Genomic DNA, 13,341 nt, shown 5'->3' with positions numbered 1-13,341 from the left:
AGCGCTCAAGTTTCGTCGAATCGCCCTACAGCACATGACGCGCAAACTGATCGCTTGTCCGACACTCTCGCGAAACAATCGTCCTCCCTTCTGTTAGACAGATGAAGTGCGCCCCATGGTCGAAGACGATCTACGAATCCTCGTGGTGGAGGACCACCCTTTCCAACTGATAGCCACTCAATGTCTGCTGGAAAGTTATGGCTTCACCCGGCTGACGACCACCGACAGCGCCAAAAGCGCCATACAGCAGATGCTCGTGGCCGACCGGCCATTCGATATCCTTTTATGCGATCAATGCCTGCCCGATCTGACAGGATTCGATCTGGTCCGGTTCGCCAGCCAGCGAGGGCTGATCAGACAGGCGATCATTCTGAGCAGCCTGACCATGTCTGAATTGGATGAACTTGTAAAAATGGCCACTGAACACCGGCTGCCATTATTAGGCTACTTGATTAAACCTCTGAAACAATCCGAACTCAGAAGCTTATTGACTTCAGTTTAAATTCAGGGAGAAGACATATGTAAAAGCCAAAAAATACACTACAAACCTTACAAACAACCTCCTGCCAAACTGCATCCGAGCACCGAACTTTCTTAGCCTTCCTAACCGAAAACCCAACTACTGCGTAGTCCTATTCCTTTTAACTTGTAGGATTTCTCCTATATTGCTGCTACAGCTCAGTCAGTTCATGCGCCCCTTCAAATATCTGAGCTAAGGTGCGCGCTTTATTTGAGCTCGCATGGGATTTTATTATGAACTCCGTTTTTATTGTGGACGATCACCCAGTCATACGCCTTGCCGTTCGAATGTTACTGGAACATGAAGGTTACAAAGTCGTCGGTGAAACTGATAATGGGGTCGACGCCATGCAGATGGTTCGCGAATGCATGCCAGACCTGGTCATTCTCGACATCAGCATTCCAAAACTTGACGGCCTGGAAGTACTATCCCGATTCAACGCAATGAGCACCCCTCTTAAAACGCTGGTACTGACAGCACAATGCCCGACACTTTTCGGCATTCGCTGCATGCAGTCCGGAGCATCGGGCTATGTCTGCAAACAAGAGGACATCAGTGAACTGGTCAGCGCCATAAAAGCAGTATTTGCAGGTTACAACTATTTCCCGAGCGAGGCCCTGAACCCGGTTCGGGGAGATGAAACACGCTGTATCGAACTCGAACTGTTCAAATCCGTCAACGACCGGGAGCTGATGGTCTTGCAACTTTTTGCCCAAGGCCGCACAAACAAGGAAATCGCCAAGGGCATGTTTCTGAGCAACAAGACTGTAAGCACCTACAAAAAGCGCCTGATGCAGAAACTCAAAGCCAAGTCCCTGGTTGAACTGATTGAGATGGCAAAACGTAACGCACTCGTGTGAGAACCTGGATGCCCAGCCGTTTGAAGGTCTATCTGATTCAAGTGACCGCAGGTCTATGCGTGAGCACGTCGTTGTTCGGGGCACCGGACAATGAACACTACACGCTGCTCAGCCGTTCGAAGGCCGGGACCCTGGAAATTCGACTGGATGAATCCCAGCGACAATGGATAAAACATAAAAATCAGCTGACGCTCGGTACGTCGGCCCCCGACTACCCCCCTTTCGACCTGACCACCAGCGGTCAGGACTATGAAGGGTTTACCGCCGATTACGCGGGTATTCTGGGAGACGCGATCGGATTACCCGTCAAGGTTCGGCGTTTTGACTCCCGAGGGGCCGCGATCGCCGCGCTGCAGAACGGCGATGTCGATCTGCTCGGCACCGCCAATGGATTCGAAGCGAACAATACCGACATTGCCCTGTCGATACCCTATGCCGTCGACCAACCGGTATTGGTGACCCGCGAAGGAGAAGCCAGATCCCTCACCGATGGCCTCGCAGGATTGCGTCTGAGCATGGTGTATCACTACTTGCCGCTGACGGACGTCAGGGCGTTGTACCCAAAGGCGATCATCACGTCCTATCCGTCCTACCAGAATGCGATCAACGCCGTTGCATTCGATCAGGCGGACGTGTTTCTCGGTGACACCATTTCAACTCACTACATGATCAACAAGGGGTACTTGAACAACATCCGCATGGCCAACTTCGGCAAACATGAGGCCTATGGTTTCAGCTTCGCCGTCAACAGGAACAACCCCGAACTGCTCGGGATCATCAACGCCATGATCAGGGCCATCCCCTCCAGTGAACGAGAAAACATCGCCAAACGCTGGAGCGCCGGCAGCGACATTCTGCTGACCGATCAAAAGTTGCAACTCACTGACCGGGAAGAACGTTGGCTGGCAAACCACCCGATAGTGCGCGTCGTCGTCAACGAAGCCTTTGCGCCACTGACGTTTTTCGATAGCAATGGCAACTTTCGCGGAGTCAGCGCGGACTTGCTCGAGCTGATCAGGTTGCGTACCGGCTTGCGTTTTGACATCCAGCGCAGTCGAAACGATGACGAGATGATCAAACAGATCAAGAATGGACAGGCCGATGTGATCGCGGCGTTGCTCCCCAGCGCCCAACGTCAAACCGAACTGAACTTTACCCGCCCCTTTCTGGAAAACTCCTACGTCCTGCTGACCCGTAAAGCCGCCGACAGCCCGACCAATCTCGAACAGTTGCAAGAAAAACGCCTGGCAATCGCCCGCGGCAATCCACTCATGGATTACCTGCGCAGAGAGTTTCCCCGGATCAGGTTGATTGAAACCCCGGACACTTTCAGAGCCGTAGAGATGCTTGCCGAAGGCCAGGCCGACGGTGCGGTGAGCTCACTGATCATTGCCAACTACTTCATTTCATCGACTCTCATCGAGCACAAGTTGCAAATCAGCACCACCATCGGCACCGAGCAGGCGGCGTTTTCCCTTGCCACCGCCCGGGGTGCCAAGGAGTTGAACGCGATTCTCGACAAGGCGCTTCTGAGTATCTCGCCAGAGGAACTGGGCATCATCAACAGTCGCTGGCGCGGCTATTCGACATCGTCGCAAAGCACCTGGCGCCATTATCAAAGACTGTTCTACCAAATCGTCATCAGTGCTGGTGTGCTGTTGCTGATTTCCGTTGCATGGAACGACTACATGCGACGCCAGATAAAGCAACGCAAGGCTGCCGAACGAGCGTTGAACGATCAGTTCGAGTTCATGCGATCACTGGTCAATGGCACGCCTCATCCGATCTACGTACGTGATCGCCAGGGACTTCTGCAAAGCTGCAATGACAGTTACCTGCAAGCATTCTGCGCCAGGCGTGAAGATGTCATCGGCAAAAGCGTGATGCAGGGATCGATGAGCAATGTGTTCGAAGCCCGGGAGTACCAGGCTGACTACCAGCGCGTGCTGGCCGAGGGCAGACCGCTGATCGTCGATCGCGAACTGCACATTGGTGGCCGACGGATGACGATCTATCACTGGATTCTTCCCTATCGGGATTCCAGCGCAAAGGTGCAAGGCATTATCGGTGGCTGGATCGACATCAGCGAACGGCGGCAACTGCTCGATGATCTGCGTTGCGCGAAAGAACGCGCCGATAACGCCAACCGGGCCAAAAGCACCTTTCTGGCCACGATGAGCCATGAGATCCGCACACCGATGAATGCAATCATTGGCATGCTTGAACTGACGCTCAAGCGTCTCGATCATCAGCACGCTGAGCGACCGGCCATCGATGTCGCCTATAACTCGGCGAAAGGTCTGCTGGAACTGATTGGCGACATCCTCGACATTGCCAGAATCGAATCCGGGCGCTTGAGCCTGAGCCCGGAGCGCGTTAATCCGAACGAACTTGTGGCCTCGGTCGTGCGGATTTTCGATGGTCTGGCTCGACAGAAGGACCTCGAGCTGGTGCTGGCGTTTTCATCGGCCAACCCGGCCTTCGATGTGTTGCTGGACCCTTTGCGCTTCAAACAAGTGCTGTCCAACCTGATCAGCAATGCCATCAAATTTACCGAGCAAGGTCAGGTCCGGGTCATCGTCGACATGCAGCCGGCAACGCAATCCTGTCACGTGCAGATGCGCGTACAGGTTCACGACAGTGGTATCGGGATCAGCGAGCAGGATCAACAGCGCCTGTTCGAACCCTTCGCCCAGGCCGACAACAGCATGCAATCGGCCAGGGGAGGCGCAGGGCTGGGGCTGGTGATCTGCCGCAATCTCTGCGAGATGATGGGCGGCAGCCTGCAATTGCGCAGCGAGCCGGGTGTCGGCACCCAAGTGGAGGTGTTACTGCAACTGGAACGGTTGCCGTTGCAACAGTCAGCCCAGGTGGCCGAAGCGCAAATCGACGTCGCCACAACCCCATTGAATGTACTGGTAGTCGATGATCACTCGGCCAATCGTTTGCTTACCTGCCAGCAACTGGAGTTTCTTGGACATCGATTTGCCGTCGCGGCCGATGGCCAGGAGGGGCTGGAGATATGGAAAGAACAACCATTTGATCTGGTGATTGCCGATTGCAACATGCCACTCATGAATGGTTACGAGCTGGCCCGCGCCATTCGCCAGCATGAACGACACACCCATCGCCCTCCCTGTACCGTTGTCGGCTTTACCGCCAACGCCCAACCGGAAGAGGTTCAACGTTGCAAGCAAGCCGGCATGGACGACTGCCTGTTCAAACCCCTCAGCCTCGGAGCCTTGAGTCTATGGGTAAAAAGCATTGAACCCACCCATGCAACCCCGGCGTTCAGCCTCCGCGGGTTGAAACTGCTGACCGGGGACAACCCGATGTTGAACCGGCGATTGCTCAACGAATTGGTGAACAGCAACCGCCAGGATCTGCAAACGCTGTTGTCTCTATCCGGTTCCGGGGACAGACAGGCACTGCAGGACGTTGCCCACAAAATCAAAGGTGCGGCCCGGATAGTGCAAGCCTCCCGCTTGATCGACCGCTGCGAGGCACTCGAAGCGGCCTGCCATGATGATTTCGATCGCGAAAAAATGGCTGGATGCTGCAAATCCATGGAATCCGCCATGCTTGAGCTGGAGGACGCGTTACTACGCCAGATTGAACATTACGACGACGGCAAAGCGACAGAGCCTTAACTATGCTTGGACCCTCGGCAGTGTGTTGACCACCATGGAGAGACCCGCAATGCCTGGCCCAATGCGCGCTGATCCACGCCGCTTTCCACTGCATGTCCATATCAGCGTGATGTTCACCTTTTTGTTGTTGCTGACCGGCGTAGTGCTGGGGCTTTTCAACTACCGGCAAACCACACAAATCATACTGTCGAGCAGTGAAAAACTCTTCAATCGCATTGAGCAGGATGTCCGACTCGACCTGCAAGCGACCTATGAACCCATTCGTCATCTGTTGAGCCTGCTGGCCCTCAATCCGGCAGGCCAGTCTCCTGATCTGGAACAACGCCTGGCGCTGCTCGAACCGTTCAGCCAATCACTCGAGGACAACCCCAATCTGGCTTCGCTGTACCTGGGTTACGACAATGGGGACTTTTTCATGGTCCGCCCGCTGCGCACCCCGGAAGTCAGAGTCCTGGTCAAGGCGCCGGACACTGCGTCATATCAAGTCTGGAGTATCGAACACGACAGCAGCGGCCAGGTCCGTTCCCGGTCTTTGTTTTTCGACCGCAACCTGGCTCTTGTCAGCCACCAGGACAACCTGAACGACACGTACGACCCGCGCAACCGCGCCTGGTTCATCAGCGCCCGCAGCGACAAAGAACAGATCACGACCGAACCCTATATCTTTTTTTCCACCCACGACATTGGCACGACGCTGGCGCGACGCAGTGGCGACAAGGCAATCCTGGCTGCCGACCTGACCCTGGCCGAACTCAGCGCGACCCTGGCCAAGCACGTAGTGACCCCCCATACCGAAATCGTGCTTTTCGATGCCCAGGGCAACGCCATTGCCTACCCCGACAGCCACAGGCTGATCATCGATGACCAGACATCCCGCCTGATCAAGGCGGCGGATCTCAGCCCCGGCCTGGGTGCGCTGCTCAACAGTCCCCCTCAAGGCAATCGCCTGAATGCCAACGGCCGGCAGTGGATCGTGGCCCGCAGCAGCATGCAGGAAGGCGGCCCCCAAGGCTTGCAACTGGCTCTGCTGGTACCCGAAGACGAGTTGCTCGTCGACGCTTACCGGATGCGCTGGCAAGGCGCGTTCATTACCCTGGCAACGCTGCTGTTATGCATTCCGCTGGGTTGGCTGACGTCAAGAATTCTGGTCAAACCCTTGCGCGCCCTGGTGCAGGAGGCCGATGCGATTCGCAGTTTCGATTTTAACGTCCCGCTTTCCCGTCGCTCGCCGGTGCTTGAAGTCGACCAACTGAGCGTGTCGATGGCTCGAATGAAAGACACGTTGGCCAGCTTCTTCCAGATCACTGACAGCCTCAGCGCCGAAACCCGTTTCGCCCCGCTGCTGGAACGGGTGTTGTTTGAAACCGTGAAAATCGCTCAAGCCCAGGCCGGCCTGATCTATCTGCGCGAAGGTGATGGCCGGCGAATGGATCCCCATGGACTGGTCGTCAACAACACTGCCGAAAACCTGAAATCCTTCGACATCGGCGGGCACTCGCTTGATGATCCGCAAAGCCCCCCATGGCTGCGCCAACTGGCCAAGGTCGACAATGTCGTCAGCGACCTGGGGTTCGAGCAGGCGGGTGATCTGCAGAAAGTCTTGCTCGCGCTGCACAGTCCTCGGGTCCATCTGATCGGAATCCGCCTGCACAATCGTCACAACGAAACCGTGGGCCTGCTGGTGCTGCTGTTGGCCGACAGCGGCGAGCAAAGCGACCTGGACAAACTGCGGCCAGACCGCATCGCGTTTCTCCAGGCGGTGTCCGGCGCGGCGGCCGTGTGCATCGAAAGCCAGCGCCTGCAAGCCCGGCAAAAACAGCTGCTGGACGCCTTCATTCAACTGCTGGCCGGCGCCATCGATGCCAAAAGCCCCTACACCGGCGGTCATTGCCAACGCGTGCCGGAACTGACCCTGATGCTCGCCCGTGCGGCGGCGGCCAGCCAGGAGCCTGCCTTCAGCGCCTATCAGCCGACCGATGATGAATGGGAGGCACTGCACATCGCCGCCTGGCTGCACGATTGCGGCAAGGTCACCACGCCGGAGTACGTGGTCGACAAAGCCACCAAGCTGGAAACCCTGACCGATCGCATCCACGAAATCCGTACCCGCTTCGAGGTACTCAAGCGCGATGTCTGGATCAATTACTGGCAGGCCATTGCCCAGGGCGGTGACGAGCAACCACTGGCAGAGTTGCGCAATGCCAGCCTGGCCGGGCTGGATGAGGATTTCGCCTTCGTTGCCCGCTGCAATCTTGGTGGCGAGGCCATGGCCGACGCGGATCTGCAACGCCTGCGCCGGGTGGCCGAACGTACCTGGATCCGGACCCTGGACGATCGACTGGGCGTGTCCTGGGAAGAAAGCCGGCGTCAGGCCAGAACACCCGCTCCCAACCTGCCCGTCAGTGAACCCTTACTGGCGGACAAACCCGAGCATCTGTTCGAACGCAACGAAAAAGAATGGATACCGCAAGACAATCCCCTGGGCTTCAAACTCGACATTCCACCGCACAAATACAACCGGGGCGAACTGTACAACCTGAGCACTGTCCGGGGAACGCTGACGAGCGAGGAGCGATATGTCATCAATAACCATATCGTCCAGACGATCCTGATGCTCAACCATCTGCCGTTCCCCGCACACTTGCGCAGCGTCGCGGAAATAGCCGGCGGGCATCACGAGAAAATGGACGGCAGCGGTTACCCGAAACGCTTGAAGCGGGAAGAAATGAGTCTGCCGGCGCGGATGATGGCGATCGCCGATATTTTCGAAGCATTGACGGCCGCCGACCGCCCCTACAAGAAAGCCAAGACCTTGAGCGAGGCGCTGGGCATCATGGCGTTCATGTGCCGTGATGCCCACATCGACCCGGAGCTGTTCGGCCTGTTCATCAAGGCACAGATCTATCTGCAGTACGCCAGGCGCTTCCTCGCCCCTGAGCAGATCGATGCGGTGGACGCGTCGGGCCTGCTGGCCAAGGCAGGCCTGGCGTCTTGATCAGCAGTCGGTCAGGCGCAGGAAAATCGCCGCCAGTTGTTCGATTCCGGCCTGGTCCTGCGTGGTAAAACGCGCGAGCTTCGGACTGTCGAGATCGAGCACGCCGATCAATCGTCCATCCTTGACCAGCGGCACCACCAATTCGCTGTTCGATGCACTGTCGCAGGCAATGTGACCGGGGAACGCATGCACATCTTCGACCAACTGAGTCTGCAAGGTGGCGGCCGCTGTTCCGCAGACGCCACGCCCGAACGGAATCCGCACGCAAGCGATCTGCCCCTGGAACGGACCAAGCACCAGTTCCTCATTGCGGTTGAGGTAAAAACCGGCCCAGTTCAAGTCATCGAGCTGATTGAACAGAAACGCCGAGAACTGCGCGGCATTGGCGATGAAATCCCGCTCGTCCGCCAGCAAGGACTCCAGTTGCGCATGCAGCATGCCGTAGCCTTCGAGGCCCTGGCCGCTCTTTTGTAAATCGATCATGCCTTGTGCTCCAACAGTTTCAGCCCGACCCAGTAACGGGCAAATTGATAAGCGCAACGTCCATTGCGATTGCCCCGGCCCGTGGCCCAACGTACCGCCAGAATGTCCAGTTCTTCGCTGCGCTGCCACGCCAGTCCGGCCTTGCCGGCCAACTGGCCTATCCAGTGCTCGACGACGTTGAGGAAGTGCTCCTGGGTAAACGGATAGAACGACAGCCACAAACCGAAGCGGTCCGACAACGCGATCTTGTCTTCCACCGCCTCGCTGGGATGCAATTCGCCGTCGACACGTTTCCAGTTTTCGTTGTCACTTTCCTTCTCCGGCACCAGGTGGCGACGGTTGGACGTGGCGTACAACAAAACGTTGTCCGGTGCTTGCTCCAGCGAGCCATCAAGGACGCTCTTGAGCACTCGGTAATCACCCTCGCCCGATTCAAACGAGAGGTCATCGCAAAACAGCACGAAACGCTGGGGCAGTTTGCCGATCTGTTCGACCACTCGCGGCAGGTCTGCCAGGTGATCGCGTTCAATCTCGATCAAGCGCAATCCGGATTGAGCGTGTTCGGCCAACAAGGCGCGCACCAGCGACGACTTGCCGGTGCCGCGCGAACCCCAGAGCAAGGCGTGGTTGGCGGGCATGCCATCGAGAAACTGTTGGGTATTGCGCCCCAACTGCTCGACTTGCCTGTCGACACCGATCAGGTCAGACAGGCGCATGTCGAGGCTGACCTCCAGCGGCATCAGATAACCGCCGCGCGACTCACGCTGCCAGCGTGCGGCCAGGCAATTGGTCCAGTCGATGGCTGGCCGGGGTGCCGGCAGCAACGGCTCGATACGGGCCAGAACGGCATCGGCGCGTTCAAGAAAAGCATTCAATCGGGAATCCACGACTTCTCCTCGGGCACGTTCACGGTAATGATGGTGATACAGCGACGAAACACAGCGTCAGACTAGTGGCTGCTCCCGCAGTACAGGCCTCACTAGAACATCGGCAGGCAGACATGATCGACTATGCTTGAGCAGCGAAAGGAAACGGAAGTGGTTCACCCCCGCATGGATATCAAATTCACCAACCGGCTGTCATTCAAGCAGGCCCGGCTTACCGTGCTGGTCGGTTTCATTTTGGGCACGCTGCTCAGCCTGCTGCAAATAGGCATCGATTATGCCAGTGAAGACGCCTCCATCAATCGTGAAATCCTTTCATTACTGGAAATCAGCCACAACCCTGCCTCGCGAATCGCCTACAACATCGACGCCGAACTCGCCAAGGAACTGACCCTGGGCCTGCTGCGCTCGCCAGCGATCATCGGCGTAAAACTGACCGACAACAACGGTACCGTACTGGCCAAGGTCAAACGACCCGGCATGCAAAACGACTACCGACTGCTGAGTGACTTCCTGTTCGGCGCCAATCGACAGTTCGAAGACCGACTTTACCTGGATCATTTACCCAACGAGTCCCTGGGAACACTGCGACTGAACGTCGACACTTACGCCTTCGGCAACCGCTTCCTGCGTCGGGCCGAGGTGACCCTGCTCAACGGCTTCGCCCGCAGCCTGCTGCTGTCCGGCATCCTGCTGGCGCTGTTCTATGTGATGCTGACCAAACCCCTGGTGAGGGTTATCCGTGAACTCAGCGGCCGCGACCCGAGCAGTACCGAACCGGCGTCGCTGGAGTGTCCCGCCGGGCACGCCAACGATGAGATCGGCGTGCTGGTCAAGGTTGCCAACCAGCAATTCAAAAACATCGCCACCGAAATCCAGCAGCGACGCAACGCGGAAAACCGCCTGACCGATTACCTCGGCCAACTGGAAAACATCGTCTCGGCCCGCACCGCCGAACTCAAGGCGATCAACGCCCGGCTGAGCCAATCCAATGAAGAACTGGAAGCCGCCCGCAGTACCGCCCTCGACATGGCCGAGGCCCGCTCGGTGTTCCTGGCCAACATGAGCCATGAAATTCGCACGCCCCTCAATGGTTTGCTGGGGATGATCGCGCTGTCCCTCGACGGGCCTCTGAATGCCGAACAACAGCAGCAACTGTCGATCGCCCATGACTCGGGCAAAGTGCTGGTGGAACTGCTCAACGATATTCTCGACCTTTCGAAGTTCGATGCAGGTCAACTGGAACTCGAACACATCCCCTTCGACCTCGGTTCGCTGATCGAGGACACTGCCAACCTGTTATCGCAGAACGCCGCCCCCAGCGTCGAACTGACCTGCCTGATCGATCCGCATTTCCCGGCACTGGTGCTCGGCGATCCGACCCGGGTGCGGCAGATCGTCAGTAATCTGCTGTCCAACGCCCTCAAGTTCACCCGTTTCGGGCGGGTCGACGTGCGCCTGTCGACCTTCGGCGACGGCGTCAGGATCGAGGTCTGCGATACCGGCATTGGCATTCCCCGGGATGCCCAGGTCAAGATTTTCCAGCCTTTCACCCAGGCCGGTGCCGGTATCACCCGCCAATTTGGTGGTACCGGGCTGGGCCTGGCGCTGACCTACAATCTATGCGAAGCCATGCAAGGGCGCCTGACGATCAACTCCGAGCCGGGTTTTGGCAGCCAGTTCTGCGCAGATTTGCCATTACCCAGCCACACCCGCGTAGCCCCCGTCGTTTTGCTCAAGGGCAAAGTCATCGCCATCACGGCCGCCAGCAGTGGCCTGGGCGAATTGTTGAACAGTCTGTTGCCAGGCTGGGGGCTGGACTATGAACGCCGCTCCATGGACGACCCACTGTTTGGCCTGGCAGCCGATGTGCTCATCACTGACTGCCCTGAATGCCTGTTCAATTTGCGCCCGGCCCTCAGCGCGCCGATCCTGCTGATCACCGCTTACGGCAACTTCATGCCCGGCGAAGAGGTCAACACCCTCGCGCCCCTGCAACAACAGGCCCGCCCTCTGGCCCGCAATACGCTGTATCAGTCCTTGCGGCGAATCCTGCAACCGCAAACCCACCCGATCAACGATGCCCCGCCCGACGCGCAATCCCCGCAACGCCACGCGCGCGTGCTGTTGGTGGAAGACAACCCGGTCAACCAGTTGGTGGCAAAGGGCATGCTCGGCAAACTCGGCTGTGAGGTGACCACCGCGGCTCACGGTGGCGAGGCCCTGGATCAACTTGAGCAACGGGATTTCGACCTGGTGCTGATGGACTGCAACATGCCGGTGATGGATGGCTACGAAGCCAGCCGGCAAATCCGCCGCAGCGGTCGCTGGCCCCAGTTGCCGATCGTCGCCCTGACGGCCAACGCCATGTCCGAGGAACGCGAACGCTGTCGTGCCGCCGGCATGAGCGACTACCTGGCCAAACCCTTCCGGCGCGAAGAACTGGCCGCCCTGCTGGATTTGTGGATTCCCTCTACGCCAGCGCCTTGATCTGCCCCAACAGGTGGTCCAGACCGTCGCGCAAGTCGTTGAGACGATTCAGATCGACCCCGCTGTCGCACAACAGACGCGCCTTTAGCGGCCCGACCTGATCGCGCAAGGCCATGCCGGTCGGCGACAGGCTCAAATGCACCTCACGCTCATCACGCGCCGAGCGCTGACGCTGCACCAGTTGCAGTTGTTCGAGGCGCTTGAGCAAGGGTGTCAGCGTGCCGGAATCCAGGGCCAGACGCTCGCCCAGCGCCTTCACGGTCGGTTGTTCCGGGGCTGCTTCCTGCCACTCCCACAGCACCAGCATCGCCAGGTATTGAGGGTACGTCAGGCCCAGTTGATCGAGCATTGGCTTATAGGCGCGAATCACTGCCCGGGAAGCCGCGTACAGCTTGAAACACAGTTGGCTGTCGAGTTTGAGGGAATCGACTGACAAGGTATTCATTTGAGCAGGGCTTCGATCTCGCGGGTCAGGTCCTGGGGTTTGGTCGCCGGGGCGAAGCGCTTGACCAACTGCCCGTCCTTGCCGATCAGGAATTTGGTGAAATTCCATTTGATGCCCTGGGAGCCCAGTACACCCGGAGCGCGTTTTTTCAACTGCACGAACAAAGGATGGGCGCCGGCACCGTTGACCTCGATCTTTTTGAACAGCGGGAAGCTGACACCGAAGTTCAACTCGCAGAATTCCGAGATCGCCCCTTCGTTGCCCGGCTCTTGCTTGCCGAACTGATTGCAGGGAAAACCGAGCACGACCAGGCCCTGGTCCTTGTAGGTCTGCCACAGTTCTTCCAGGCCTTTGTACTGCGGAGTGAAACCACACTTGCTGGCCGTGTTGACCACCAGCACGGCTTTGCCGGCGAAATCCGCCAGAGTCTTTTGCTCTCCCTCGATCGTGGTGCAAGGGATGCTCAGCAGGTTGTCGCTCATATTCGAGGTTCCGAGTGAATGCCAGAGCCAACAAAATAGCGAGCAATTGAATTGTGTGCAATTTAAATATCCGGAAAGCGATCATCGGATCGCTTCGGGGGGACTTACCCGCGGGGCACCAGGTCCAGGCAGACCGAATTGATGCAATAACGCAGGCCCGTCGGCGGTGGACCATCGGGGAAAACGTGACCCAGGTGCGCATCGCATCTGGCGCAGACCACTTCGGTGCGGATCATGCCATGGCTGACATCACGGATTTCGGTCATGGCGCTGTCATCGATCGGCGCGTAGAAGCTCGGCCAGCCGCAGCCGGAATCGAACTTGGTCGTAGAGTCGAACAGCGGCTCGTTACAGCAGATGCAGTGGTAGACACCATCGGTCCTGGTGGCGTTGTACTTGCCGGAAAACGGTCGTTCGGTGCCCTTGAGACGGCACACGTTGTACTGCTCTGGGTCGAGCATCGCCTTCCATTCTTCCAGGGTTTTTTCCAACTTTTCCATCATCACACCTCAGCGGCTGAAAAAGCCCGATC

Annotated in this window: 10 protein-coding genes; 5 read left to right on the top strand and 5 right to left on the bottom strand. The window is 57.9% G+C overall.

The features are described 5' to 3' along the window. The first annotated feature begins 115 nt into the window (after window positions 1-115). From CAG47_RS11680 to CAG47_RS11665, 4 genes are all read left to right on the top strand, one after another. The gene (locus tag CAG47_RS11680; RefSeq protein ID WP_085724998.1) at window positions 116-502 is read left to right on the top strand and encodes a response regulator; all 387 of its coding nucleotides are present in this window, start codon (window positions 116-118) and stop codon (window positions 500-502) included. 251 nt (window positions 503-753) lie between these two features. After that, window positions 754-1,380, top strand: a complete 627-nt coding sequence (locus CAG47_RS11675) for a response regulator transcription factor (protein ID WP_008002663.1) — start codon at window positions 754-756, stop codon at window positions 1,378-1,380. 8 nt (window positions 1,381-1,388) lie between these two features. Further along, window positions 1,389-5,030, top strand: a complete 3,642-nt coding sequence (locus tag CAG47_RS11670; protein WP_085724997.1) for a transporter substrate-binding domain-containing protein — start codon at window positions 1,389-1,391, stop codon at window positions 5,028-5,030. Window positions 5,031-5,079: 49 nt separating this feature from the next. After that, window positions 5,080-8,025, top strand: coding sequence for an HD domain-containing phosphohydrolase (locus tag CAG47_RS11665; protein ID WP_085724996.1), 2,946 nt, complete (start codon window positions 5,080-5,082; stop codon window positions 8,023-8,025). On the opposite strand, the gene CAG47_RS11660 is transcribed toward CAG47_RS11665, so the two are convergent. Both CAG47_RS11660 and CAG47_RS11655 read right to left on the bottom strand, forming a co-directional pair. Then, window positions 8,026-8,508 carry a GAF domain-containing protein gene (locus CAG47_RS11660; RefSeq protein WP_085724995.1) on the bottom strand — a complete coding sequence of 161 codons (483 nt, stop codon included), beginning with the start codon at window positions 8,506-8,508 and terminating at the stop codon, window positions 8,026-8,028. After that, window positions 8,505-9,395: an ATP-binding protein gene (locus tag CAG47_RS11655; protein ID WP_085724994.1), complete on the bottom strand. Its 891-nt coding sequence runs from the start codon at window positions 9,393-9,395 to the stop codon at window positions 8,505-8,507. Before CAG47_RS11655 ends, CAG47_RS11660 begins: the two co-directional genes overlap by 4 nt. A gap of 123 nt (window positions 9,396-9,518) precedes the next feature. Between CAG47_RS11655 and CAG47_RS11650 the strand changes: the two genes are divergently transcribed. After that, window positions 9,519-11,882, top strand: coding sequence for a response regulator (locus CAG47_RS11650; RefSeq protein ID WP_085724993.1), 2,364 nt, complete (start codon window positions 9,519-9,521; stop codon window positions 11,880-11,882). On the opposite strand, the gene CAG47_RS11645 is transcribed toward CAG47_RS11650, so the two are convergent. The 3 genes from CAG47_RS11645 to msrB form a co-directional block, all read right to left on the bottom strand. Continuing rightward, a complete protein-coding gene (locus CAG47_RS11645) occupies window positions 11,866-12,327 on the bottom strand; it encodes a MarR family winged helix-turn-helix transcriptional regulator (RefSeq protein WP_085724992.1) in 462 nt (153 codons plus the stop codon). The two genes, CAG47_RS11650 and CAG47_RS11645, sit on opposite strands and share 17 nt — an antisense overlap. Then, on the bottom strand, window positions 12,324-12,809 hold the full coding sequence (locus tag CAG47_RS11640; RefSeq protein WP_085724991.1) for a glutathione peroxidase: 486 nt from the start codon (window positions 12,807-12,809) through the stop codon (window positions 12,324-12,326). The genes CAG47_RS11645 and CAG47_RS11640 overlap by 4 nt, the downstream gene beginning before the upstream one ends. Window positions 12,810-12,913: 104 nt before the next feature. Further along, window positions 12,914-13,309 carry a peptide-methionine (R)-S-oxide reductase MsrB gene (gene msrB / locus CAG47_RS11635; protein ID WP_085725072.1) on the bottom strand — a complete coding sequence of 132 codons (396 nt, stop codon included), beginning with the start codon at window positions 13,307-13,309 and terminating at the stop codon, window positions 12,914-12,916. Window positions 13,310-13,341 lie beyond the last annotated feature (32 nt).

It is taken from the genome of Pseudomonas sp. R37(2017) (assembly GCF_002113375.1).
Classification (GTDB): Bacteria; Pseudomonadota; Gammaproteobacteria; order Pseudomonadales; family Pseudomonadaceae; genus Aquipseudomonas.
This window is presented reverse-complemented; position numbering and strand designations above follow the sequence as displayed.